The organism is Citrobacter sp. TBCP-5362, from assembly GCF_005406305.1.
GTDB classification, from domain to species: Bacteria; Pseudomonadota; Gammaproteobacteria; order Enterobacterales; family Enterobacteriaceae; genus Citrobacter_B; species Citrobacter_B koseri.
The window spans coordinates 3,344,019-3,368,625 of sequence record NZ_CP040234.1; the positions used below are offsets into that span (position 1 = coordinate 3,344,019).

Below are 24,607 nucleotides of genomic sequence, written 5' to 3' on the forward strand. Positions count from 1 at the left end.
GCGGCACGCCGCACAGCCTGTCGCTTCAGTCATCCAGAATGGGAGAGAATCCGCCGTAAATCATGCGCTTGCCATCAAAAGGCATGGCATCGCCAAACTCCTTCATTCGTGGGTCTGACATCATTTTCTGATTCGCCGCGTCGCGAACCTCTTTCGAAGGGTATTCAATCCAGCTAAACACCACCTCTTCGTGATCTTCCGCTTTTACCGCCATGCGAAAGTCGGTCAATTTGCCGTCCGGCACATCATCAGCCCAACACTCAACGACGCGTAACGCCCCAAACTCTTTAAAGAGAGGAGCCGCTTTTGCCGCCATTTCCCGATACGCCTCCTTGTTTTCAGCAGGTACGGCAACCACAAAACCATCAACATACTTCATGAGAAAAACCTCCGAAGCGTACTGCGCGGCAAGCCAATTCTGGCCGCGTCAGTCGTTGTTAAGTCTAGTCGCCATCGCGTTACTCTGCTGTGGGCGAATGACGAGCCCGAATGCGGGCCCGGGGCTGATAGCGAAACCACGGCAAGCAGATCTGAATCAGCGGCCCGATAGCCAGCGCATACAATACCGTACCGACGCCCAGCGTCCCCCCCAGCAACCAGCCGCTCAGCAATACCGAAACTTCAATCGCCGTACGGATGGCGCGTATCGACCAACCGGTGCGCGCGTGAATCCCGGTCATCAGGCCATCTCGCGGGCCTGCGCCGAAACCGGCCCCAATATACATGCTGGTCGCCAGCGCGTTGACCACTACAGCGGAGATCAACAGAACACTGCGGACCAGCAACGACTCAAAAGCGGGCAGTACGGCCAGCGCAACATCCGCCGCCAGCCCAATAACGATCACGTTGCTGATGGTACCAAGACCCGGTCGTTGGCGCAGCGGAATCCACAGTAATAACACCAGCACGCCAACGGCGATAATCACCATGCCAATGTTCATTGACAGCAAATTCGCCACGCCAAGGTGGAAAACGTTCCACGGATCGGCCCCTAAGTCCGCACGCACAAACATTGCAGTCGATACGCCATAAAGAGCCAGACCGGTATACAGTTGAATCAGACGACGCAGCATTCTTCCATTCTCCCCGTTCAGATACCTTTCATCTTCACCGCAATTGGCACTATGATTAATGTCCAGTTTTAAAAAAGTGGACTGCTATGTCATCACGCCGCTATGGAAGCCAGTCTCTTCAGCGCCTGCTTGGGCACTGGCAGGAGACTCCCTCACGTACTCCTGTCTGGCGTCAGCTGGCGGAGGCCCTGCGTCTGCTGATTCTTGATGGCCGACTGGCGCTCGATAGCCGACTGCCCGGCGAACGCGAACTGGCCGCCGTATTGAAGATCAGCCGAACCACCGTCGCCAGCGCAATGGCGCAACTTCGGGAAGAAGGTTATCTGGAAAGCCGTCAGGGTAGCGGCTCGCGGGTGATCTTACCGGATGCCATTCACCCTGTGCCCACGCGCGGTGGAGCCAATATGGCATTGGATCTCTCTACCGCCGCGCTCAGCGCAGGCCCTGAAATTCACCAGGCTTACCAGCAGGCGCTTTGCGCAATGCCGCAGCATCTGCTGAGTTCCGGGTATCTGCCGCAAGGCCTGCTCTCTTTACGTGAATCTATCGCCCGGCACTATTGCGAGCGCGGCTTGCCAACCCGCCCTGATGAAATCATGGTGGTCAATGGCGCCGTGAGCGGGCTGGCGCTGCTCCTGCGACTCCTGACGGGCCCGGGCGATCGCGTGGTGGTGGATCACCCGACCTACCCGCTCGCAATCGCCGCGATTCAGGGAGCCTCCTGTCGCCCCGTTGGCGTCTCATTGCCCGAACAGGGTTGGGACACCGCCGGTCTGATGGCGACCATTGCGCAAACCGCGCCGAGAATGGCTTATCTGATGCCGGATTTCCATAATCCCACCGGGCGCTGTATGGATGCCGCCACGCGGCAAGCGGTCGCGGATATTGCCGCCAGAACGCATACCACGCTGGTTGTGGACGAGACGATGGTTAATTTGTGGTACAACGCCCCGCCGCCGCCCCCACTCGCGCATTACAATGCCGACGCGCCGATTATTATGCTGGGATCGGCAGGAAAAAGTTTCTGGGGCGGGTTGCGTCTGGGGTGGGTTCGCGCCTCATCACGGACAATCGCCGCGCTGGTACAAACCCGGGATACGTTTGATTTAGGATCGCCGGTACTGGAGCAGTTAGCGACCGGCTGGCTGCTTGATAATGCCGCCAGCTTTCTTCCTGACAGACGGCAGTTGCTGTCCCAACGACGCGACTTGTGTTGTGAACTGATGCACGCGCATTTTCCTGAATGGCGCTTCAGGCAGCCGCAGGGCGGGCTCTCTTTTTGGGTGGAGTTACCCGACACGCTGGCCACGCTCTTTGCAACGCGCGCCGAAAGCGAAGGGATTCAACTGGGCACCGGTACGCGTTTTGGTCTCGCGGGTGCGTTTGATCGTTTCTTACGTATGCCGTTCACCCTGCCGGATGAAACACTGCGATCGGCTTTTCAGACATTACAGCCGATATGGGACAACCTGCGCTCACAAAACAGCGCAGGGAAAATACGCAAAATTATCTAATATGGCCTGTCATCGTCGTTTTATTGCTGGCGTGGGACGGGGAAACCTTTCAGGGAAATAATGAAGTTCTCGCCGTCTTTCTTTATTTTTGCCCCGGCATCGCACCAGTCGGAGGCAATACGAAAGAATTCATCACTACCAACATTCCAGTTAAGACGAACATGCTTCACATAGCCGGAACGCAGTAATTCGCAGGCTTCGCCATAATTACTGGCGATTGAGAGTTGTTGTTTCATTTTTTCTTCTTGAGTAATCTGCGTAATGCTTTGATTTCTTTAGGAGTAAGCGGCTCATCCACGGATTCTTCCGTATGCTGACTGTCGATATCACTCGCCGAGACTCCCGCCTCTTCTGCGGCCTCAAATGCAATCAGCAGCAGTTTTTCTGTGGTGATACTTAAGTTCTCATTATTTGCTTCGGCATAATGGCGAAGCTTCTCTTTTAACGTCTCATCGATTTTGACATTTAGTACAGCAGTAGCCATCGTAAAGAGTCCTTGTAAACAGGCAAAACACGTCGTGTGCGACACAGCTATCGTCACCGCGTGAATATCAGGGCACAAACTGATTAATAACGTCCCGATAACACTCTGCCAGCATTTGATGACAAAATAATGACGTTAATATGACAAGAGGAGGAAAATGAAGAGGTTGCCGGACGGCAGAATTGGGTGGGGGCCCTGCCAGCTACATCCCGGCACACACGTCATCTGCTCTGGCTGCTTCCTTCCGGACCTGACCTGGTAAACAGAGTAGCGTTGCGGGAGAACCAACAGAGCCCCCATTGAGAGCGTTGTTAACCAACGCGCAGGCGCATTATCACTGCTGGCCCCTGTAAATGCAACCCATCCAACATCGGATGCTGTTTTCTTGCGCAATGAGGCTTCACTCCCCGGCGGTTCACGATTATGCTGGAAGATTATCGCAGGAATGAATGATGGACAGACAAGACACTTTCCCCCAACGCGTCTGGCAAATCGTGGCCTCAATCCCCGAAGGGTTTGTCACGACTTATGGCGACGTCGCCCGCCTCGCCGGTTCACCTCGTGCCGCGCGTCAGGTCGGCGGCGTATTAAAACGATTGCCGGAAGGCAGCACCCTCCCCTGGCATCGGGTCGTGAATCGTCATGGCGCCATCTCCCTGACCGGGCCAGACCTGCAACGCCAACGTCAGGCGTTACTGTCAGAAGGCGTGGTGGTCTCGGGGAGTGGGCAAATCGATATGCAACGATATCGCTGGATTTATTAACCCTCTCCGGCCGGAGAGGGTTGTCCTGTGAGAGCTTAGTACTGTGTCGGCGCCGGTACGGCGGAAGACGGGTTCACCTGCGTCGGTGACGTTGACGGTACGGTTGTCGCTGCGCCGCCGCTGGCCTGAACAGGCACTGCCGTTTGCTGAACCGGCACCAGCGTCAGATCCGCTTTCGTGCCGCCCTGATTAATGACTGGCTGTACGGTATCGGTGATAAAGACCAGTTTGTCATTAATCGTCACGGCGGCGCTCAACAGAATCCGCGCATTTGGCTGGATGTCAGCCGGGTTAAACGGCAGTACAAAGCTAAATGGCGACTGTTTCCCCTCGGTGCGCACCGCTTTCTGCGACAGCACTTTCGACGGCGCATCCGCCAGTGAGGCATCAGACAGCGTCACGGTCAGTACGGCATCCGGTGGCAGAGCCACTTTCTGACGGATCCAGACAGTACCGGAGACATTAGGTTGCTGAATAGTTGACTGTGTAGCCACGCCAGAAGTATTTGGGTCAGGCGCAGGCGTCTGGATATCTGCGCTTCTGTCTGCGCAGGCTGCCAGAGCAACCGCAACCGCTAAACCACTTACCATGTGCACGAGTTTCATTAAATTCTCCTTATCATCAATGCATCAGCGGGAGGTGCTTTACCCGCCGGAAGAGTGGTTAACAAAGACATAACGTGACTAAGTGTGGCATATCTCACTTATTTTTGCCTGGAATTAGTCCGTAATTCAGACTATTGCACCCATCGGACCACTTTCAAAATTGCGTTATACTCTGCCTACCTCGCTTCGGCGCCGTTGTTACCTGGAGAGCACGTATGAGTCAGGCACTGAATAATTTGCTGTCATTGTTAGATCTGGAAAAAATTGAAGAAGGACTCTTTCGGGGCCAAAGTGAAGACTTAGGATTACGTCAGGTTTTTGGTGGTCAGGTGGTCGGTCAGGCGCTGTATGCTGCCAAAGAGACCGTACCTGAACAACGTCTGGTTCACTCTTTTCACAGCTACTTTCTGCGCCCCGGCGACAGCCTGAAGCCCATTATTTACGATGTGGAAGTTCTGCGCGACGGCAACAGTTTCAGCGCGCGTCGCGTCGCCGCCATCCAGAACGGGAAGCCTATTTTCTATATGACAGCCTCCTTCCAGGCGCCGGAAGAGGGATTTGAGCATCAGAAAACCATGCCGGACGCCCCTGCGCCGGAAACGCTGCAATCGGAGACGGAGATCGCCCGTTCATTGGCGCATCTGCTGCCGCCCGTGCTGAAAGAGAAATTTATCAGCGACCGCCCGCTGGAGATCCGCCCGGTAGAGTTCCACAACCCGTTAAAAGGCCACGTTGCGAACCCGACGCGCCAGGTCTGGATCCGCGCCAACGGTACGATACCGGATGATATCCGCATTCATCAGTATCTGCTGGGTTATGCTTCCGATCTGAATTTCCTGCCCGTCGCGCTGCAACCCTACGGCATCGGCTTCCTGGAAAAAGGTCTGCAAATTGCCACGATCGACCATTCAATGTGGTTCCATCGCCCTTTCAACATGAACGAATGGTTGCTGTACAGCGTAGAGAGCACCTCAGCTTCCAGCGCCCGTGGTTTTGTTCGTGGGGAGTTTTACACGCGGGATGGCGTAATGGTCGCATCGACCGTTCAGGAAGGCGTGATGCGCAATCGCAATTGAAAATGGCCGAATGGCGACGCAAAAGCGTCGCCATTCGGCCTGTTGATGATCAGGCGTTATACGCATTCTCGCCGTGGCTGTTGACGTCCAGACCTTCGCGCTCCTGCTCTTCCGGTACGCGCAGCCCAACGGTGATATCCGCCAGTTTGTAGCCGATAAACGCCACTACGCCAGACCAGACGATGGTGATAGCGATACTCTCCAGCTGCACCAGCAGCTGATGCCCCATCGTCACGCCTTCGGCAAACCCTACACCGCCGAGGGTGGTGGACGCAAAGATCCCGGTCAGGATACACCCAACGATGCCGCAAACGCCGTGGATGCCAAACACATCGCAAGGATCGTCCACACGCAGCAGACGTTTAAGCATCGTCACGCCCCACAGACCCGCCAGCCCCGCAACGACACCGAGAATCAACGCGCCGCCGACGCCAATGTAACCACAGGCTGGCGTTATGCCGACCAGTCCCGCGATAGCGCCGGAGCAGGCGCCCAGCAGAGACGGTTTACCGCGCAGCGCCCACTCGCCGAAAATCCACCCCAGAATAGCGGCAGCCGTTGCCACCACGGTATTAACAAAGGCCAGTGCAGCAATCTCGTTCGCCATGCCCGCCGACCCGGCGTTAAAGCCAAACCAGCCGATATAGAGGATCGCGGTGCCGGTGAAAACCATCGGCAGGTTATGGGGTTTGAACGCCTCTTTACCAAAGCCGACACGCTTGCCAATCAGATAAGCGCCCACCAGACCAGCAATCGCCGCATTGATATGCACGACCGTACCGCCCGCAAAATCCAGCGCGCCGTGAGAAGCCAGCAAACCGCCGCCCCAGACCATATGCGCAATCGGGATATAGGAGAGCGTCAGCCACACCACCACGAAAATCAGTACCGCAGAGAAGCGGATACGTTCAGCCAGCGCCCCCACGATCAGCCCGACGGTAATGCAGGCGAAAGAGCCCTGGAAAGCAACGTGAATATACTGGTAGAAACTGCCCATCACTGCCGTGAGCTCAATATTTTTCAGCATCACCCAGTTGAAGTCGCCAAAGAAGTTGTTCCCCTCGCCAAAGGCCAGCGAATAGCCATAAACAACCCACAAAATACAGACCAGCGCGAAGGTGACGGCAACCTGCGTCAACATCGACAGCACGTTCTTTCCACGGATCAATCCGCCATAGAACAGAGCAATGCCCGGAATGGTCATGAACAGCACCAGCGCGGTGCAAATCATCATAAAGGCATTGTCGGCTTTATCCACAACCGCCGGAGCCGCCATTGCCAGACCTGGAAGCAAAGCCAGTGAAGCAAGGCCAGTTTTCATCGTTGCTATCTTCATCTTTTCGTTCCCTATCACTGTGTGCCAGGAGTTACAGTGCCGCTTCGTCGGCTTCGCCGGTACGAATACGAATGACACGTTGCAGCTCAGCGACAAAAATTTTGCCGTCGCCAATTTTTCCGGTGTAGGCCGCCTTGCTGATGACCTCAATGACTTCATCAAGCTGGTCGTCGGCAATCGCCACATCAATCTTCACTTTGGGCAGGAAGTTGACGCTGTATTCCGCACCGCGGTACAGCTCGGCATGACCTTTCTGACGCCCGAAGCCTTTCACTTCGGTGACTGTCAGCCCTTGAATACCAATCGAAGACAGTGCTTCACGGACGTCTTCCAGTTTGAACGGTTTGATTACCACGGTAACCAGCTTCATAGATCCCCTCCTGTCAGAATTCGATAATGTCTGCCGCTTCACGACAGGGATATTGCAAGGGGTGTGCCAGAAATGAAAAACGCGGGATAATTCAGGCTTGTAGGGTACGGCAGGGGAAGGAAAAGAAAAAACGCACTATAACGGTGCACGGTACGTTACATTTTTGCACCAGATTGTTGATTGCCGGATGGCGGCGTAAGCAGCTTATCCGGCCTACAAGAGCGTATTGTCCGTAGGCCTGATAAGCGCAGCGCCATCAGGCGCTGAGCGATTCCTCACGCGCGCTGGCCGCCAGCTCTTCACCGGCAAGCTGTAGTTGGTACATCTGCCAGTAACGCCCTTGCGCTTCGAGCAGTTGTTGATGCGTACCGCGCTCGACCGCCTGCCCGCGATGCAGCACCAGAATGGTGTCCGCATCGACAATGGTTGACAGGCGATGTGCAATCACCACCAGCGTGGTGTGTTCACGCACTGCCGCCAGCGCTTGCTGAATCGCCTGTTCAGTACCGGAGTCAATGCTGGCGGTGGCTTCATCCAGAATCAGAACCTGCGGCGTATCAACCAGCACCCGCGCCAGCGCCAGCAGCTGTTTCTGCCCGACGGACAGATTATTACCCTGCTCGCCCAGCCGGGTGTGGATACCCTCGCTCAGACTACGCGCCAGCTCCGCCAGTTGCACGGTTTCCAGCGCCTGCCAGACCTGTTCCTCAGAAATATCGCGCCCCAGCGTGACGTTTGCCAGGAACGTATCCGCCATCACCACCGGGTCCTGCTGCACCATCGCGACTCCCTGACGTAAAACCCCGTGGCTCAACGTTGACAGCGAACGGTCGTCAAGGCGAATGTCTCCCTGTGTAAGCGGGTAATACCCCATCAGCAGGCTGGCGAGGGTACTCTTGCCGCTGCCGGTATGCCCGACCAGCGCCACAAAGCTGCGCGACGGAACGGAGAGCGTAATGTTTTGCAGCACCAGATTGTCGTCACGGTAGGCGAAGGAGACATCATCAACGTCAATCCTGCCCGACTGCAACGGGCGCTCATCCCGACCATAATCCTGGCGTGGGCCGTCCATCAGTTCGAATACGCGCTCCCCCGCCACCGCAGCCTGTTGCAACATCGACTGTTGGGTCGTCAGTTCAATCAATGGCTCGTTCAGACGCCCCAGATAGCTGATAAAGGCGTACAACACCCCGACTTCAATGGTGCCACGCGAGGTAAAGCTAAACAGCATCAGTAATCCGCAGAGGATCAGCGCGGAAAAAAGGCTGAGCAGCGGGCGCAATAAAAAGCCGTCCAGTCGCAGGGTCTGCATCCGCGCCATATAGTGCGAGCGGCTGGCCTCCCCCATTCTCTCGCCGAACCGCGCCTGCTGGCGGAACTGCTGAATAACGCTCATGCCGTTAATGACCTCATTGAAGCCATCATTGATGTCCGCCAGATATGTCCGCACGCGGCGCACAATCGGCGTGCTATAGCGCTGGTAAATCACCATCACCACCAGCACCGCCGGGAAAATCGCCATCGCGACCAGCGCCATCCGCCAGTCGAGGCTGAACATGGCGACCAGCATCGCGCCAATTAACGCCGCGCTACGCAGCACCGTCGCCACGACCGTGACGTAAAGGTCGCGGATGACTTCCGTATCATTGGTCACGCGAGAGATCAGTTGCCCCACCGGCTGCGTGTCAAAGGCGCTCAGTGGCTGGCGCAAAGCGGCATCCATCACATCGGTACGCAGTTGTTGCACTACGCCGACGGCCGCCTGATTAAACAACAGCGACTGCGCATAATGCAGCCCCGCCGCCAGAAACTGTAAGCCAATGTACGCCGCCACCAGCCCCGCGACCGTGCCCAGCGGCAGGTGGCTCTTCGCGACCATATTGTCGATAAAGTAGCTGATAAGTAACGGGCCGCTGACTTCCGCCGCCGCCGCGATCCACAGCATCACCACGGCGATGGCAAGCGGTTTACGCCACGGCGAACCATACGCCAGCAGCCTTTTCAGGGTCGGCCATAACTGTCCAAAACTACGCATCTGCCGTCTCCTCGTTGATTTCAGGAGCGTCAGTCAGCGCCGCCTCCAGTTGCTGATAGCGATACATATCGCGATACCAGCCCGTTTGCAGCACTAATTCATCATGATCGCCACGCTGGGCGATATGGCCATGCTGCATCACGATAATCTCGTTGGCTTCCGTCAGAGCGGATAAGCGGTGCGCGCTAATAATCACGGTGCGCCCCTCTCCCCACTGGCGTAAATTATGCAGGATCTGGTGTTCGGTACGGCCATCTACCGCCGACAGCGCATCATCCAGAATCAGGATTTCCGCATTGAGCAGTAACGCGCGCGCAATAGAAATGCGCTGTTTTTGCCCGCCAGACAGCATGACGCCGCGTTCGCCCACTTCGGTGTCATATCCTTGAGGCAGACGCAAAATATCCTCATGCACGCTGGCCAGCCGCGCCACCTGTTCAATCTCTTCCTGCGTCGCGTTTGGGCGCCCCAGCGCGATGTTATTGCCGACCGTGTCGGAGAACAGGAACGGCGTCTGGCTGACGACCGCCAGGCGACTGCGCCAGCTATCAAGCTGCAAGCGCGTCAGCGGAATATCATGAAAACGGATATCCCCCTGCGTAATATCGAAATGGCGCTGAATAAGCGAAAGAAGGGTGCTTTTCCCCGCGCCCGTCGGCCCGCAGATCCCCAGCATCTGCCCTGGCTCAAGCTGGAATTGCACATTTTCCAGCGCCGGATGCGCGGTTTGCGGGTAGCTGAATTCACGAATGGAGACCGTCAGCGCTCCCCGCCCTTCCGGCACCGTCTCCGTTCCGTCGTTGACGACCGGCGCTTCCGCCAGCATCGCGCGGATACGGCTGTACGCTGCGCTACCGCGTTCCACAATGTTAAACATCCAGGCCAGCGCTAACATAGGCCAGATCATCAGCCCGAGGTACATCATAAAGCTGGTCAGTTCCCCAAGCGTCAGCGTACCGTGCACCACCATCCAGCTTCCGCCGCCGATGGCAAGCAGATTAGCCATGCCGATGGCAATATAAATCGTGGGATCAAAACGGGCGTCGATACGCGCTACCCGCATGTTTTTCTTCCCGGTGTCTTCCGCGTCCGCCGCAAACAGCGACGACTGTCGATCTTCAAGGCCAAAAGCTTTGATCATGCGAATGCTGGTCAGGCTCTCCTGGGTACGATCGTTCAGGCTGGAAAACGCCGCCTGCGCCAGTTTGAAGCGGTTATGCAGACGGTCGCCGTAGCGCTTGATCATCAGCGCCATAATCGGCATAGGCAACAGCGCGAACAGCGTCAGTTGCCAACTGAGCTGCGTTGACATCACGATCAGCACGGCGCAGCCCATCACCAGCGAATCCACCAGCGTGAGCACCCCTTCCCCGGCGGCAAAGACGACACGATCGACGTCGTTAGTCGCGCGCGCCATTAAGTCGCCGGTGCGATGTCGCAGATAAAATTCAGGATGCTGACGACTGAGCTGGCGGTAGTAATCTTCACGCAGTTCAACCGCCAGTTGATAAGAGGCGCCGAACAGCAGCACGCGCCAGACATAGCGCAACAAATAGACGATTACCGCAATCATGGCCATCGTGCCCACCCACATCAATACCTGACCGGTAGTGAAATGTTGCGCAGTGACGCCATCCACAACGATCCCGACCACTTTGGGCGGGATCAACTGAAGGACAGCGATAATGATAAGCAAGGCCACGGCGCCGAGATAGCGACGCCACTCCCGACGGAAGTACCAGCTTAATTGAGCAAATAATCGCACGCGTTATATCCTGACATGATTTCCGGCAATATTTTCCGGGAGAATTATTCAATAGGCAGAGCGGTTGTGTACTTAATCTGTTCCATCGCAAAGCTCGACGTTACGTCTGACAATCCCGGAACACTGTTCACCAGACGTTTGTAGAAGTCGTCATAACGCTTCATATCTGCTACCTGAACCCGCATCAGATAGTCGTATTCCCCGGCCATACGCCAGAACCCCAGCACTTCCGGCATTTCGGTGACCACCGTCACGAAGCGGCTGTACCATTCACTACTGTGATGCTGGGTTTTGATCAGTACGAACGCCGTTAACCCCAGACCCAATTTCTCTGGGTCCAGCAGCGCGACTTTACCGAGGAGAATGCCGTCGTCTTCCAGACGTTTCAGCCGTTTCCAGCAGGGTGTGGTGGTCAGATTAACGGCATCGGCCAGCGCCTGCAAAGAGAGGGTGCAGTCCTGCTGCAACAAAAGCAGCAGCTTACGGTCAATTTTATCTAACATACCCACCCCACAGAGAAGATTTTTCTCCTTACATTCTATTTTAAAGGTGAAATGGCAACAATTTTTTCCGTGCTTTTCGCTAATCTGGGCACAAAATGACAAATGGAAATTAATGATGAATAGCACCTGGGTTAAAAACGCCATTAATGAAATTAACGCTGACTATCAGCGTTCAGCCGACACGCATCTGATCCGGTTGTCGCTACCGGCGTTTCCGGGCATCCAGATCTACCTGAAGGATGAAAGCACCCATCCGACCGGCAGCCTGAAGCACCGTCTGGCGCGTTCATTGTTCCTGTATGGGTTGTGTAACGGCTGGATTAAAGAAAACACGACCATTATTGAATCCTCCTCCGGTTCAACGGCGGTTTCCGAAGCCTGGTTCGCCCGACTGCTCGGCCTGCCGTTTATCGCGGTAATGCCTTCCTGCACGGCAAAACGCAAAATCGAACAAATTGCGTTTTATGGCGGTCGCTGCCACTTTGTCGAAAGCGCCTGCGAGATTTACGCCGCCTCTGAGCAGCTGGCGCGCGAACTGAACGGTCACTATATGGATCAGTTCACCTATGCCGAACGCGCCACCGACTGGCGCGGCAACAATAATATCGCCGACAGTATTTTCCATCAGATGCAGCGTGAGCCGAATCCGGTGCCGAAGCATATCGTGATGAGCGCGGGGACAGGCGGCACGTCAGCGACAATTGGCCGCTATATTCGCTGTCATGGGTATGACACGCGCCTGATGGTGGTTGACCCGGAAAACTCGGTCTTCCTGCCCTACTGGCAGGATCGCGACGCCACATTGCGCAGTCCGGTGGGCAGCAAAATTGAGGGGATTGGCCGCCCGCGCGTGGAACCTTCCTTCATCCCGGATGTGGTGGACGAAATGCTGCGCGTACCCGACGCCGCCAGCGTCGCGACCGCGCACTGGCTGGAAACGCAGCTGGGCCGTAAAGTGGGCGCCTCCACCGGCACTAATATGTGGGGAACGTTGCAGATTGCGGCCAGAATGCGCGACGCCGGAGAGACAGGTTCTCTCGTCACGCTGCTGTGTGACAGCGGCGAACGCTATCTCGACACCTATTACAATCCCCAGTGGGTTAACGATCACATTGGCGATTTAGCGCCGTGGCAGGCGGAAATTGCCCAACTGCTGAACGTCCGTTAAGCGGCATAAAAAAAGCCAGGCTTTACGGGCCTGGCTTGCTGGAAAGGATCACTCATTCGGGGGAATAAGGTAGATGCGGATTATCCAGCCAATGCGTTAAAAAGTGAGAGACCGCCTGATTACGACAATGGCCAATCACTGAAAGATGCGGCAGTTCAGCGATCAGTTGAGGCATCGCGTTGCCCATAATCAAACCACGTCCCACGCTCTCCAGCATTTCGCGATCGTTCATCGCATCGCCAAACGCCATGCATTCCGTCAGCGACAGCCCCAAATGGTCGCTTAATACCGCCAGCGCGGAACCTTTATTACAGCCGAGCGGCAGCACTTCCAGGCAATCCACAGCGGAAAAGCAGAGATTCGCCCGCTCGCCCAGCGCCTCATTCAGTTGAATACGCAGCCGGATCAGATCATCGTGATCGCCACAAAAACAGATCTTAGTGACCTGGTGGGCCGGGATACGTTTGACATCCACGATCTGATAGTGGAACCCGCTGTAGACATGCGCCTGTAATAGCGCGGGGATCGCGCTCCCCGTAAACCAGCCGTTATCGTTGAATACGTGCATACTGGCCCGGGTATCCCACGCCTGGTGCAATACGCGATCGGCAATGGCGGGGTCCAGATCCTGGCGATGCAGCATATCGCCTTCCTGCGAGTGAATGCGCGTCCCGTTGCCAGTTATCAAAAACGCATCCATTGAGATGGCCCCCAGAATATGCCGCATTTCCAGCACATGTCGACCGGTCGCAAACGTCAAAGTGATATCGCGTTCACGCAGACGCGCCAGCGTTGCAAGGGTCTCATGACCCAGATGGTGGTTTGGCATCAAAAGCGTGCCATCCATATCAAATGCAGCCAGACGAGCCATCTCTTTCTCCACACTGTGACACAATTAACTTGTGATTGAGTATCACCTGAGATATACGGAAGTAATAGTGAATAGATAAAATGAATTGTTCCGGGTTTCAATGCGACTTCTCAACCGTTTAAAACAATATCAACGTCTCTGGCAGCCCTCGGCCGGAGAACCTCAGTCGGTCACCGTTGGGGAACTGGCGGAGCGCTGTTTTTGTAGCGAACGCCACGTCCGTACGCTACTACGTCAGGCGCAGGAAGCTGGCTGGTTAACATGGGAGGCGCAATCCGGGCGGGGTAAGCGCGGTAAACTGCAATTTCTGGTCACGCCGGAGTCACTGCGCAATACCATGATGGAACAAGCGCTGGAAAAAGGTCAGCAGCTTAATGTGCTGGAGCTGGCACAGCTGGCGCCAGGCGAACTGCGTACCATGCTGCAACCGTTTATGGGCGGGCAGTGGCAAAACGACACGCCGACCCTGCGTATTCCCTACTATCGTCCGCTGGACCCGTTGCATCCGGGATTTCTGCCCGGTCGCGCAGAACAGCATCTTGCGGGACAAATTTTCTCCGGCCTCACCCGCTTTGACAACGCCAGCCAGCGCCCCTGCGGGGATTTAGCACATCACTGGGATATCTCCGCCGACGGTATGCGCTGGGATTTTTATATTCGCTCTACCCTGCACTGGCATAATGGCGATACGGTAAAAACTGCGCAGCTGCACACGCGCCTGCTGATGCTGCTTGACCTGCCAGCCCTCAATAAATTGTTTATCAGCGTCAAGCGGATTGAAGTCACCCATCCGCAATGCCTGACGTTCATTCTCCATCGCCCTGATTACTGGCTGGCGCACCGTCTGGCAAGCTACTGTAGCCACCTGGCGCACCCGCATCAGCCGCTGTCAGGCACCGGACCTTTTCGGCTGACGTTATTTACGCCGGAGCTGGTACGCCTGGAAAGCCACGACAATTACCACCTTTGCCATCCGCTGCTAAAGGCGATTGAATACTGGATCACGCCTCAGCTTTTTGACCAGGATTTAGGCACCAGCTGCCGTCATCCGGTACAGATTGCCATCGGCAACCCTGAGGAGCTGGCCTCACTTAGCCAGGTGAGCAGCGGTATTAGCCTGGGATTTTGCTACCTGACGCTTAAAAAAGGCTCGAAACTCAGCCTGCAACAGGCGCGTCGCCTGGTAGACATCATTCATCATACGTCGTTATTACAGACGCTGCCGGTAGATGAAAATCTGATCACGCCCAGCAACGCGCTGCTGCCAGGCTGGGTAATGCCGCAATGGAAGGGGCTGGAATCCGTTGAATTACCGAAAAAACTGACGCTGGTCTACCACCTTCCCGTTGAGTTGCACACCATGGCGGAGCAACTCCAGCAATATCTGGCAACGCTCGGCTGTGAATTAACGTTGATTTTCCACAACGCGAAAAACTGGGATAACTGCCCTTCGCTGGCAAAAGCGGATCTCATGATGGGCGACAGGCTGATTGGCGAAGCGCCGGAATATACGCTTGAGCAGTGGCTACGCTGCGATCAACTCTGGCCGCATGTGCTGGATGCCCCTGCTTTCGCCCATCTTCAGGCAACGCTGGATGCCTTACAAACGCAGCCCGGTGAAGACGACCGCTATACTGCGTTACAACAAGTATTCACGAGTCTGATGAATGACGCCACGCTTACGCCGCTTTTTAACTATCACTACCGTATTAGCGCGCCGCCGGGCGTCAATGGCGTTCAACTCAATCCACGCGGCTGGTTTGAGTTTGAGAAAGCATGGCTTCCGCCGCCACGCGGTGAAGAAGCTGGTCGCAGCCATCCGCAGGCGCTACCATAGAGTTTTTCGTTTTTGTCAGGATAAGTTATGAAACGTGCCGTCGTTGTATTCAGTGGAGGCCAGGACTCCACAACCTGTCTGGCGCAAGCGCTGCATCAGTATGATGAAGTGCACTGCGTCACCTTTGATTATGGTCAGCGCCATCGCGCTGAGATTGATGTCGCACGTGATCTGGCCTTAAAACTCGGCGCGCGTGCGCATAAGGTGCTGGACGTAACGCTGCTGAGCGAACTGGCGGTCAGTAGCCTGACGCGCGATAACATTCCCGTACCGGACTATGAACCGGATGCCGACGGTATTCCGAATACGTTTGTCCCTGGGCGTAATATTCTGTTTCTGACTCTGGCGGCGATTTACGCTTATCAGGTGAAAGCCGAAGCGGTGATCACCGGCGTTTGCGAGACGGATTTCTCCGGCTACCCGGACTGCCGCGATGAGTTTGTCAAAGCGCTGAATCATGCCGTCACCCTGGGTATGGCGAAGGATATTCGCTTTGAAACCCCGCTGATGTGGATTGATAAAGCCGAAACCTGGGCACTCGCTGATTACTGGGGCAAGCTGGATCTGGTGCGCGAAGAGACGCTGACCTGTTATAACGGCATCAAAGGTGACGGTTGCGGGCAGTGCGCCGCCTGTAATCTGCGCGCCAACGGCCTGAACCATTATCTGGCGGATAAACCGGCAGTGATGGCGGCAATGAAGCAGAAAACAGGGTTAAAGTGATCGTTTTGCCGGATGGCGGTGCACGCACCTTATCCGGCCTGGCGACATTCACCGTGGTCAATGTCGCCCGCAGGCCTGATAAGCGAAGCGCCATCAGGCAACTTTCCGTTACTTCACCATCTGCTCCAGTTTCTCGCGTAACTCACCTTCCAGCGGCAATGCTTTCTGCGTTTTCAAATCAATACAGACAAAAGTAATCTGCGCGTCCACCACAACCTGCCCTTCCGGCTCAAGCGTAATGACCTGGCTTAAAATGCCGCTCTTCCCGTTTAACTGCTGCACCTGACTGGTGACGGTCAGCAGATCGCTCAGCACGGCGGGGCGACGGTAGTTAATATTAATATTCACCACCACAAAAGCGATGTTACGAGCCGTCATCCATTGAAAGCTGTCACTGTTTTCCAGCCCATCCCAGCGTGCTTCTTCAAGAAACTCAAGATAGCGGGCATTATTAACGTGCTGATAAACATCAAGGTGATAACCACGGACTTTGATTTGTGTTTGCATAGCGCAATAACCTTACGTTGTTGTTATAGGAACAGAGGCCATAACTGGTATGACCTCATTATCCTGGCAAACTTTTGCCACAGTGCAAGTTATTACAGCGTCAACACCGCCAGATTGCGTTCCACCAGCGAACTCCCCATCCCCGGAACCTGCTTTAAATCATCCACCGTTTTAAACGGCCCATACTCTTCCCGATAGTTGACTATCGCCTGCGCTTTTTTCAGCCCGACGCCATTCATCACCCGCGCCAGATCTTCCGCTGAAGCCGTGTTGATACTGACCCTCGCGCCTTCATCATCGCTGGCCTTTGCTGGCACGGAGGCTTTAGTCTGCGCGGACGCAGACGAATCCGCCTTTGTTTGTACCGCCTGATTTTTCTCTACCGTTCCGGCAGCCAGCGCGTTGTGCGTCATGCCTGCGCAGGCCAGAGTCATCGTGACCAGCAGTGCGTTGATTCCATGTTTCATACTGTTTTCTCCTTGTGTGTTAACAGTGGCATCACGATAGCGGGGCGGCGAAAGGCAAACAAATAGCAAATATCAGAAATGGAAAAGGCCGCGAAGGCGGCCTTTGAGGGTTACAACTTTTTGCAGTTTTTTGCGAAGCGTCTCGGTGATTACTGCTGTTCCAGCGCATCGCCGACTTTGATTTTCGCCGCTTTACGCAGGTTACTCATCAGCGCTTCAAAGGTAATCTGCGCGTTATTCTGGGTAATACCCTGAACCATCGCTTTTTTCTGCTCTTCCGGCATAGAGCCCGCTTTCACGTCGTCCAGCGCCAGCAGCACAACGTTGCCCTGCATATCGTTAGCGACGCCATAGCTCGGCTTATCTTTCTCTGGCAGACCCAGCGCAAACGCAGCCTGGCTTACCGGGTCCTGCCCGGTACGGCTCAGCGTTTTCGCTTCGCCAAAGCTCAGACCGGCCGCTTTCATCGCTTCTGCGCCTTTACCCGCTTTCAGCTCAACCAGCAGTTTGTCAGCATCCAGTTTTGCCTGCTGCTCTGCTTTATTGTGCTTAACGAGCGCAGCCACCTGCTCTTTCACGTCAGCCAGAGGCTTAACCGCTTCAGGTTTATGCTCGCTGATGCGCAGCACGAATGCGCGGTCGCCATCCACGGTGATGATATCGGAGTTGCTGCCCGGCGTACCGTTCTCGCCAACCAGACCACCGTTGAAGATAGCATCGGCAACCGGTTTAAAATTCAGCTCTTCTGGCAGGTTGTCATGGCTGAACCAGCCGGTTTCAACTGCTTTCACGCCAGCGGCCTGTTCAGCGCCCGCCAGAGATTCGGTATCGTTGCTCGCCGCATCGCTGACTTTTTGTTGCAGCGCGTAATAGGCATCCAGCGCTTTTTCCTGCTTCACTTTCGCGGCAATGTCATCACGCGCTTCGCTCAGCGGTTTCACTTTCGCAGGCTGAACATCATCCAGACGCGCGACCAGGAAGCCAACAGAGGATTTAATCACGCCAGACAGCTGGCCTTTTTCTTTCAGACCGGCATTTTTCAGTTCGTCCGGCGTGGTGGCGTCTTCCAGCCAGCCCATATCGCCGCCGTTGCGCGCAGAGATAATATCTGCGGATTTCTCTTTCGCCAGCGCGGCAAAATCACCGCCTTTGTTCAACGCGTCCAGCACCGCTTTCGCTTCATCTTCCGTTTTGGTCTGAATGACGCTGTAACGGTTACGCTGCGGCTGGGTGAACTGATCCTGATGCTGGTCATAGTAAGACTGGATATCCGCATCGTTGACCGTTTCCTGCATGGCAGCCGCATCCAGCTTGATGTAGCTCACGCGGAACTGCTCCGGGGTCATAAAGCGGTTCTTGTTCTGCTCGTAGTAGCTGGACACTTCCTGATCGGTAGCCTGCTGCTTCGCAGCCAGTGCATTTACGTCAATCGTCGCTTCACGCACCACACGCTGCTGCGCGACTAACGCCGCCAGCTCGTCCGTTTCACCTTTCAGCATGAAATCAGTACCGGCAACGCCAGCAATCAGTTGCTGGGTGGTGAGCTGGTTACGCAATGCTTGAGCATACTGATCGGCTGTCATCCCCATCTGATTCACAATCGCGTTGTAGCGGTTGTTATCAAATTTGCCGTCAACCTGGAAAGCCGCCGTTGAAAAGATGGCCTGCTTAACCTGTTCGTCGCTGATGCTGAGTTTAAGCTCATGCGCGTATTGATCCAGCAAGGCTTCATCGATAAGACGATTCAGTACCTGCTGACGCAGCGTTTTCATGTAGCCTTCATTCGCCGCCAGTTCAGAATACTGATCGCCCAGCTGCTGCTGCATACGATTACGTTCGCTGTTAAACGCATTCTCAAACTGCGAGCGGCTGATTTCCTGGTCATTCACTTTTGCGGCGTAGTTATTGCTTCCGCCAATCAGGTAACCACTCACGCCGGTCAAAATGAACGACACGATAATGATACCGAAAATAATCTTGAGCACGAGACTGTTAGCAGCCGTGCGTAAGCTGTCCATCATGGTGTAACCACACTCCGCTGTAGGTGACTGTTTTGCGTATTCATACTTCACGCAGCATAGCGTTTTCTGAACGCTGCGCGGAAAGCTGTATTGTGACAAGAAACCGGGGTAATTGTCAGCCCACAACCAGCATAAACTCAAATAAAGTAGTACTGGACAAATAAAAAAGGCACATCAGATGATGCGCCCTTGTACTTTGTCACATCCCCAGGGGGAGAAGCTCTTAGTTTACCGCGTCTTTCAGCGCTTTACCTGCACGGAAACCCGGCACTTTAGCGGCAGCGATGGTGATCTCTTTACCTGTTTGCGGGTTGCGACCAGTACGGGCAGCACGCTCTTTAACAGCAAAAGTACCAAAACCTACCAGCGCTACATCATCACCTTCTTTCAGTGATTCAGTGACAGAAGCAATAATTGCATCTAACGCACGTCCAGCCGCAGCCTTAGAGATATCAGCCCCTGCAGCAATTTTGTCGATCAGTTGAGATTTATTCACTCTTCTCTTCCTCTTTTATAATTTATATCGCACCGGAATCCTTCAAAGTGCGACCGCGCAGCAGTTATATCAGGCCTGCCATGCCCTTACAACACCCGTTAATGATGGCAAGCCCGATCCGTCATCTAAATTAGCTATACAAAAAAAGGCTGGCAAGCACGAAATGCCCTGCCAGCCCTGTTTTTCTTAGCGCTATTTGCGCGAGGTCACTATTTTGCGGTGACAACCTGTATGCCGGACGGCTCATTTTGCAACGCAAGAGTCAGAACTTCCTCAATGCGTTTCACCGGATGAATGTCCAGATCGGCAATAACGTTGTCTGGAATCTCTTCCAGATCGCGTTTATTCTCAAACGGAATTAACACGGTTTTGATCCCGCCACGGTGCGCCGCCAGCAGTTTCTCTTTCAGGCCGCCGATAGGCAGTACCTGGCCTCGCAGGGTAATTTCCCCGGTCATCGCCACATCAGCGCGAACAGGATTACCCGTCAGGCAGGAGACCAGCGCGGTACACATCGCAATACCGGCGCTCGGGCCGTCTTTCGGCGTCGCCCCTTCCGGTACGTGAACGTGGATGTCACGTTTTTCGTAAAAGTCTGGATTAATACCCAGTTTTTCCGCACGCGCACGCACCACGGTCAGCGCAGCCTGAATAGATTCCTGCATAACCTCACCGAGAGAACCGGTGTAAGTCAGTTTGCCTTTACCCGGCACACAGGCGGTTTCGATGGTCAGCAGGTCGCCGCCCACTTCCGTCCATGCCAGACCCGTTACCTGACCCACACGGTTTTCGTTGTCCGCGCGGCCGTAGTCAAAGCGCTGTACGCCGAGGTAGTCATGCAGGTTATCGCCATCGATCACAATGTGTTTCAGCGACTTATCCAGCAGCAGCTGTTTCACGGCTTTGCGGCACAGTTTGGAGATTTCACGCTCCAGGCTACGCACGCCCGCTTCACGGGTGTAGTAACGGATAATGCCGATAATGGCGCTATCCTCAACCGTCAGCTCACCTTTCTTCAGTGCGTTACGCTCGATCTGTTTCGGCAGCAGGTGCTGTTTAGCAATGTTCAGCTTCTCGTCTTCGGTATAACCGGACAGACGAATCACTTCCATACGATCCAGCAGCGGCGCCGGAATGTTCATGGAGTTGGAGGTGGCAACGAACATCACGTCGCTGAGATCGTAATCCACTTCCAGGTAGTGATCGCTGAACGCCACGTTCTGCTCAGGGTCCAGCACCTCAAGCAGCGCAGAGGCCGGATCGCCACGCATGTCGGAAGACATTTTGTCGATCTCATCGAGCAGGAACAGTGGGTTTTTAACGCCCACTTTAGCCATTTTCTGGATCAGTTTACCCGGCATAGAGCCGATGTATGTCCGGCGGTGGCCGCGGATTTCTGCTTCATCACGCACGCCGCCAAGCGCCATACGGATATATTTACGCCCGGTCGCTTTGGCGATGGACTGGCCCAGAGAGGTTTTACCTACCCCCGGCGGCCCAACCAGACACAGGATCGGCCCTTTGATTTTGTTTACACGGCTTTGTACCGCGAGATACTCAAGGATGCGATCTTTCACACGCTCCAGACCGTAATGGTCTGTGTCGAGAATTTCCTGTGCCTGACGCAGGTCTTTTTTGACCTTGCTACGCGCGTTCCACGGCACCTGCACCATCCAGTCGATGTAGCCGCGTACAACCGTCGCTTCCGCCGACATCGGAGACATCATTTTCAGCTTCTGCAATTCTGCTTCCGCTTTCTCTTTTGCCTCTTTCGGCATTTTCGCCGCGTCGATTTTACGCTTCAGCGCTTCGTTTTCATCCGGCGCGTCGTCCATCTCGCCCAGTTCTTTCTGAATGGCTTTCATTTGCTCATTCAGATAGTACTCACGCTGAGATTTCTCCATCTGCTTTTTAACGCGGTTGCGAATACGCTTCTCAACCTGCAACAGATCGATTTCAGATTCCATCATCGCCATCAGATATTCCAGACGTTCGTTAACGTCGGACATCTCCAGCACGGACTGCTTATCCGCCAGCTTCAGCGGCATATGGGCAGCGATGGTGTCCGCCAGACGCGCAGGATCGTCAATGCTATTGAGCGACGTCAGCACTTCCGGTGGGATTTTTTTGTTCAGCTTGATGTAGCCTTCGAACTGACTGATGGCAGTGCGCACCAGCACTTCCTGCTCGCGCTCATCAATCGCCGGCGATTCAAGGTATTCCGCCTTAGCGGAAAAGTGTTCGCCGTTATCTGACAGCGCAGAAATACGCGCGCGCTGCAACCCCTCAACCAGCACTTTGACAGTACCGTCAGGCAGTTTCAGCATTTGCAAAATTGAGGCCACGGTCCCGACGGTGAAAAGATCGTTTACACCCGGCTCATCCGTTGATGCTTCTTTCTGGGCGACCAGCATGATTTTTTTATCATGGTCCATAGCCGCTTCCAGACAACGGATAGATTTTTCCCGCCCTACAAATAAGGGTATGACCATGTGCGGATAAACCACCACATCGCGCAACGGCAATACGGGGATTTCAATGCGTTCAGAACGCTCAGGATTCATAGAGCTCTCTCTTAGTTTAGTGTCCGCCAGGTAATCAGACTGCGCGACTGTGCTTCACGCAGCCATTAACATGTATGTCAGTATATGGGGATGTTTCCCACACATTCAACGCCATGTTTACGGAAAAATAAAAGGGGGGATAAAATCCCCCCTTTTTCGTTAACTGATTGTATGAGTTGGTTAATTATTCACCAGATGCCTGCTGCGCTTCCGGCTTGCCGTAAATCAGCAACGGCTTGCTCTGACCGCCGATGACGGACTCGTCGATAACCACTTTTTCGACGTCTTCCATAGAAGGCAGATCGTACATGGTATCAAGCAGCGCCGCTTCAACGATGGAACGCAGACCACGGGCGCCGGTTTTACGCGCCATCGCTTTCTTCGCGATAGCATCCAGCGCTTCGTCACGAAATTCCAGATCGACGCCTTCCAGGTTAAACAGCGCCTGATACTGTTTGGTCAGGGCGTTTTTCGGCTCTTTCAGGATCTGGATCAGCGCTTCTTCACTCAGCTCATTCAGCGTCGCCACAACCGGCAGACGACCAATGAACTCAGGAATCAGACCAAATTTGATCAGATCTTCCGGCTCAACCTGCGCCAGCAGTTCGCCTTCGCTGGCCTTGTCGGATTTCGCTTTGACCGTTGCGCCAAAACCAATGCCGGAGCCGGTTTCAACACGATTAGCAATCACTTTATCCAGACCGGCGAACGCGCCGCCGCAGATAAACAGGATCTTAGAGGTATCAACCTGCAAGAACTCCTGCTGCGGATGCTTGCGTCCTCCCTGTGGCGGAACGGCGGCAACCGTCCCTTCGATCAGTTTCAACAGCGCCTGCTGTACGCCTTCACCGGAAACGTCACGGGTAATGGACGGGTTGTCAGACTTACGGGAAATCTTGTCGATTTCATCGATGTAGACAATACCACGCTGCGCTTTCTGCACATCGTAATCGCATTTTTGCAACAGCTTCTGAATGATGTTCTCAACATCTTCGCCCACATAACCGGCTTCGGTCAGGGTGGTGGCATCCGCCATGGTGAACGGTACGTCCAGCAGACGCGCCAGCGTTTCGGCCAACAGCGTTTTACCGGAACCGGTCGGCCCGATCAGCAGAATGTTACTTTTGCCCAACTCAACGCCATTGCTGGTGTCGCCGTTGCGCAGACGTTTGTAGTGGTTGTATACCGCGACCGCCAGCACTTTTTTCGCCTGCTCCTGGCCGATAACATAATCGTCCAGATGGTTGCGAATTTCATGTGGCGTCGGCAGCGCACTGCGTTCACGGTGCGGTGCCACTTCCTTAATCTCTTCGCGAATGATGTCGTTACATAGATCAACACATTCGTCGCAGATATACACGGATGGACCGGCAATCAGCTTGCGCACTTCATGCTGGCTTTTGCCGCAAAAAGAGCAGTACAACAATTTGCCCGAGCCATCTTTGCGTTTATCTGTCATGAGTCAAAACCTCTTCTTTGTTCTTTGTGCCGCACACGACGACGCAAATGCCATTCTCAGGCGCAAGTCGCTTGTCAGCGTTGTGCCGCCCCTGGATAGTATTATAGCGGCACACCTGCGCCCTGGGCATCAATTACGATGGGTCAAAATCGAGTCGACCAGACCGTACTCCACCGCTTCAGACGCGGAGAGGAAGCGGTCGCGCTCGGTATCACGTTCAATCTGCTCAAGAGACTGACCCGTATGGTGCGCCATAAGTTCATTCATGCGCCCTTTCACCTTCAGGATTTCACGGGCATGAATTTCAATATCTGTCGCCTGGCCCTGATAACCGCCGAGAGGCTGGTGAATCATGACGCGAGAGTTAGGCAGGCAGAAACGTTTGCCTTTTGCGCCAGCAGTCAGCAGGAACGCGCCCATAGAAGCCGCCTGGCCCATACAAATCGTGCTAACGTCCGGCTTAATAAACTGCATGGTGTCGTAGATAGACATCCCTGCGGTGATAACCCCGCCTGGGGAGTTAATGTACAGGTAGATATCTTTTTCCGGGTTTTCCGCTTCCAGGAACAGCATCTGCGCCACAATCAGGTTAGCCATATGGTCTTCGACCTGGCCGGTCAGAAAAATGACACGTTCCTTAAGTAGACGAGAATAGATATCAAAAGAGCGCTCACCACGTGAGGTCTGTTCAATGACCATCGGCACCAGCGCCATATGGGGTGCAAAGTTATCTCGTTCGCCGCTGTATGACATTTCCGTCTCCTGGATAAAAATTGAAAAAACCTGCTGTACCGATTGTAACCTTATGGACGGATTATCAGCTAGTCCCTCTGTTATGGGTACGGCATCGCCATAATTCAAGCATAACAATCTTTTGTTGTAACGCTAACACTGAAACGCTGTTTTCGCACTCTTCCATGCAAAATGCGTGACAAAAAAAAGCCCGCCACCTGGAGGTGACGGGCTCTT

23 protein-coding genes, 1 other RNA gene and 1 pseudogene are annotated in these 24,607 nt (G+C 54.6%); 6 read left to right on the forward strand and 19 right to left on the reverse strand.

Annotated features, from left to right (window positions below):
* Positions 1 to 25: 25 nt before the first annotated feature.
* Entirely contained in the window at positions 26 to 379 is a 354-nt protein-coding gene (locus tag FD428_RS15960) for a DUF1428 domain-containing protein (RefSeq protein ID WP_012133521.1), read from the reverse strand.
* Between the two features lie 79 nt (positions 380 to 458).
* Entirely contained in the window at positions 459 to 1,073 is a 615-nt protein-coding gene (locus FD428_RS15965; RefSeq protein WP_101743908.1) for a YitT family protein, read from the reverse strand.
* Between the two features lie 86 nt (positions 1,074 to 1,159).
* Between FD428_RS15965 and FD428_RS15970 the strand changes: the two genes are divergently transcribed.
* On the forward strand, positions 1,160 to 2,587 hold the full coding sequence (locus FD428_RS15970; RefSeq protein ID WP_104868984.1) for a PLP-dependent aminotransferase family protein: 1,428 nt from the start codon (positions 1,160 to 1,162) through the stop codon (positions 2,585 to 2,587).
* Between the two features lie 20 nt (positions 2,588 to 2,607).
* Here the strand turns inward: FD428_RS15970 and FD428_RS15975 are convergent, their stop codons facing one another.
* The 3 genes from FD428_RS15975 to ffs all read right to left on the reverse strand — a co-directional run bounded on the left by FD428_RS15975 (position 2,608) and on the right by ffs (position 3,361).
* Entirely contained in the window at positions 2,608 to 2,823 is a 216-nt protein-coding gene (locus FD428_RS15975) for a hypothetical protein (RefSeq protein ID WP_012133524.1), read from the reverse strand.
* Positions 2,820 to 3,071: a hypothetical protein gene (locus tag FD428_RS15980; protein ID WP_012133525.1), complete on the reverse strand. Its 252-nt coding sequence runs from the start codon at positions 3,069 to 3,071 to the stop codon at positions 2,820 to 2,822. The genes FD428_RS15975 and FD428_RS15980 overlap by 4 nt, the downstream gene beginning before the upstream one ends.
* Before the next feature lie 193 nt (positions 3,072 to 3,264).
* An RNA gene (ffs, locus tag FD428_RS15985) (signal recognition particle sRNA small type) lies at positions 3,265 to 3,361 on the reverse strand.
* Between the two features lie 84 nt (positions 3,362 to 3,445).
* Between ffs and FD428_RS15990 the strand changes: the two are divergent.
* Positions 3,446 to 3,835, forward strand: a pseudogene (locus FD428_RS15990) (MGMT family protein).
* A gap of 35 nt (positions 3,836 to 3,870) precedes the next feature.
* On the opposite strand, the gene FD428_RS15995 reads toward FD428_RS15990, so the two are convergent.
* Positions 3,871 to 4,440 carry a YbaY family lipoprotein gene (locus FD428_RS15995; protein ID WP_012133527.1) on the reverse strand — a complete coding sequence of 190 codons (570 nt, stop codon included), beginning with the start codon at positions 4,438 to 4,440 and terminating at the stop codon, positions 3,871 to 3,873.
* A 215-nt stretch (positions 4,441 to 4,655) separates the two neighbouring features.
* On the opposite strand from FD428_RS15995, the gene tesB reads away from it, so the two are divergent.
* Positions 4,656 to 5,516 carry an acyl-CoA thioesterase II gene (gene tesB, locus FD428_RS16000; RefSeq protein ID WP_012133528.1) on the forward strand — a complete coding sequence of 287 codons (861 nt, stop codon included), beginning with the start codon at positions 4,656 to 4,658 and terminating at the stop codon, positions 5,514 to 5,516.
* 49 nt (positions 5,517 to 5,565) lie between these two features.
* Here the strand turns inward: tesB and amtB are convergent, their stop codons facing one another.
* The 5 genes from amtB to decR all read right to left on the reverse strand — a co-directional run bounded on the left by amtB (position 5,566) and on the right by decR (position 11,525).
* A complete protein-coding gene (amtB, locus tag FD428_RS16005) occupies positions 5,566 to 6,852 on the reverse strand; it encodes an ammonium transporter AmtB (protein WP_024130590.1) in 1,287 nt (428 codons plus the stop codon).
* A gap of 31 nt (positions 6,853 to 6,883) precedes the next feature.
* Complete coding sequence (gene glnK, locus FD428_RS16010; RefSeq protein ID WP_012133530.1) at positions 6,884 to 7,222, reverse strand: P-II family nitrogen regulator; 339 nt, start codon at positions 7,220 to 7,222, stop codon at positions 6,884 to 6,886.
* Between the two features lie 256 nt (positions 7,223 to 7,478).
* Positions 7,479 to 9,257, reverse strand: coding sequence for a SmdB family multidrug efflux ABC transporter permease/ATP-binding protein (locus FD428_RS16020; RefSeq protein ID WP_071259890.1), 1,779 nt, complete (start codon positions 9,255 to 9,257; stop codon positions 7,479 to 7,481).
* Positions 9,250 to 11,022, reverse strand: coding sequence for a SmdA family multidrug ABC transporter permease/ATP-binding protein (locus tag FD428_RS16025; protein WP_112002128.1), 1,773 nt, complete (start codon positions 11,020 to 11,022; stop codon positions 9,250 to 9,252). The genes FD428_RS16020 and FD428_RS16025 overlap by 8 nt, the downstream gene beginning before the upstream one ends.
* A 44-nt stretch (positions 11,023 to 11,066) precedes the next feature.
* Entirely contained in the window at positions 11,067 to 11,525 is a 459-nt protein-coding gene (gene decR / locus FD428_RS16030) for a DNA-binding transcriptional regulator DecR (RefSeq protein WP_012133534.1), read from the reverse strand.
* A 112-nt stretch (positions 11,526 to 11,637) separates the two neighbouring features.
* Here decR and FD428_RS16035 point away from each other — a divergent pair, with 112 nt between their 5' ends.
* Entirely contained in the window at positions 11,638 to 12,693 is a 1,056-nt protein-coding gene (locus tag FD428_RS16035; RefSeq protein ID WP_114847714.1) for a PLP-dependent cysteine synthase family protein, read from the forward strand.
* A gap of 52 nt (positions 12,694 to 12,745) precedes the next feature.
* On the opposite strand, the gene cof is transcribed toward FD428_RS16035, so the two are convergent.
* Complete coding sequence (cof, locus tag FD428_RS16040) at positions 12,746 to 13,564, reverse strand: HMP-PP phosphatase (protein ID WP_024130593.1); 819 nt, start codon at positions 13,562 to 13,564, stop codon at positions 12,746 to 12,748.
* Between the two features lie 100 nt (positions 13,565 to 13,664).
* Here cof and FD428_RS16045 point away from each other — a divergent pair, with 100 nt between their 5' ends.
* A complete protein-coding gene (locus tag FD428_RS16045; RefSeq protein ID WP_114847713.1) occupies positions 13,665 to 15,401 on the forward strand; it encodes an SgrR family transcriptional regulator in 1,737 nt (578 codons plus the stop codon).
* Positions 15,402 to 15,428: 27 nt separating this feature from the next.
* Entirely contained in the window at positions 15,429 to 16,124 is a 696-nt protein-coding gene (gene queC / locus FD428_RS16050; RefSeq protein WP_012133538.1) for a 7-cyano-7-deazaguanine synthase QueC, read from the forward strand.
* Positions 16,125 to 16,232: 108 nt separating this feature from the next.
* Here the strand turns inward: queC and fadM are convergent, their stop codons facing one another.
* The 7 genes from fadM to clpP form a co-directional block, all read right to left on the reverse strand.
* Complete coding sequence (gene fadM / locus FD428_RS16055; RefSeq protein WP_012133539.1) at positions 16,233 to 16,631, reverse strand: long-chain acyl-CoA thioesterase FadM; 399 nt, start codon at positions 16,629 to 16,631, stop codon at positions 16,233 to 16,235.
* Between the two features lie 92 nt (positions 16,632 to 16,723).
* A complete protein-coding gene (locus FD428_RS16060) occupies positions 16,724 to 17,098 on the reverse strand; it encodes a helix-hairpin-helix domain-containing protein (protein ID WP_049008409.1) in 375 nt (124 codons plus the stop codon).
* A 149-nt stretch (positions 17,099 to 17,247) separates the two neighbouring features.
* Positions 17,248 to 19,119 carry a peptidylprolyl isomerase gene (ppiD, locus tag FD428_RS16065; RefSeq protein WP_012133541.1) on the reverse strand — a complete coding sequence of 624 codons (1,872 nt, stop codon included), beginning with the start codon at positions 19,117 to 19,119 and terminating at the stop codon, positions 17,248 to 17,250.
* 223 nt (positions 19,120 to 19,342) lie between these two features.
* Positions 19,343 to 19,615: a nucleoid-associated protein HU-beta gene (hupB, locus tag FD428_RS16070; RefSeq protein ID WP_003021629.1), complete on the reverse strand. Its 273-nt coding sequence runs from the start codon at positions 19,613 to 19,615 to the stop codon at positions 19,343 to 19,345.
* A gap of 209 nt (positions 19,616 to 19,824) precedes the next feature.
* Positions 19,825 to 22,179 (reverse strand): endopeptidase La, encoded by a 2,355-nt coding sequence (gene lon / locus FD428_RS16075; RefSeq protein ID WP_012133542.1) that lies wholly within the window; start codon positions 22,177 to 22,179, stop codon positions 19,825 to 19,827.
* 184 nt (positions 22,180 to 22,363) lie between these two features.
* Positions 22,364 to 23,638, reverse strand: coding sequence for an ATP-dependent protease ATP-binding subunit ClpX (clpX, locus tag FD428_RS16080; RefSeq protein WP_012133543.1), 1,275 nt, complete (start codon positions 23,636 to 23,638; stop codon positions 22,364 to 22,366).
* Positions 23,639 to 23,767: 129 nt separating this feature from the next.
* Positions 23,768 to 24,391, reverse strand: coding sequence for an ATP-dependent Clp endopeptidase proteolytic subunit ClpP (gene clpP, locus FD428_RS16085; protein ID WP_003021624.1), 624 nt, complete (start codon positions 24,389 to 24,391; stop codon positions 23,768 to 23,770).
* Between the last annotated feature and the right edge of the window lie 216 nt (positions 24,392 to 24,607).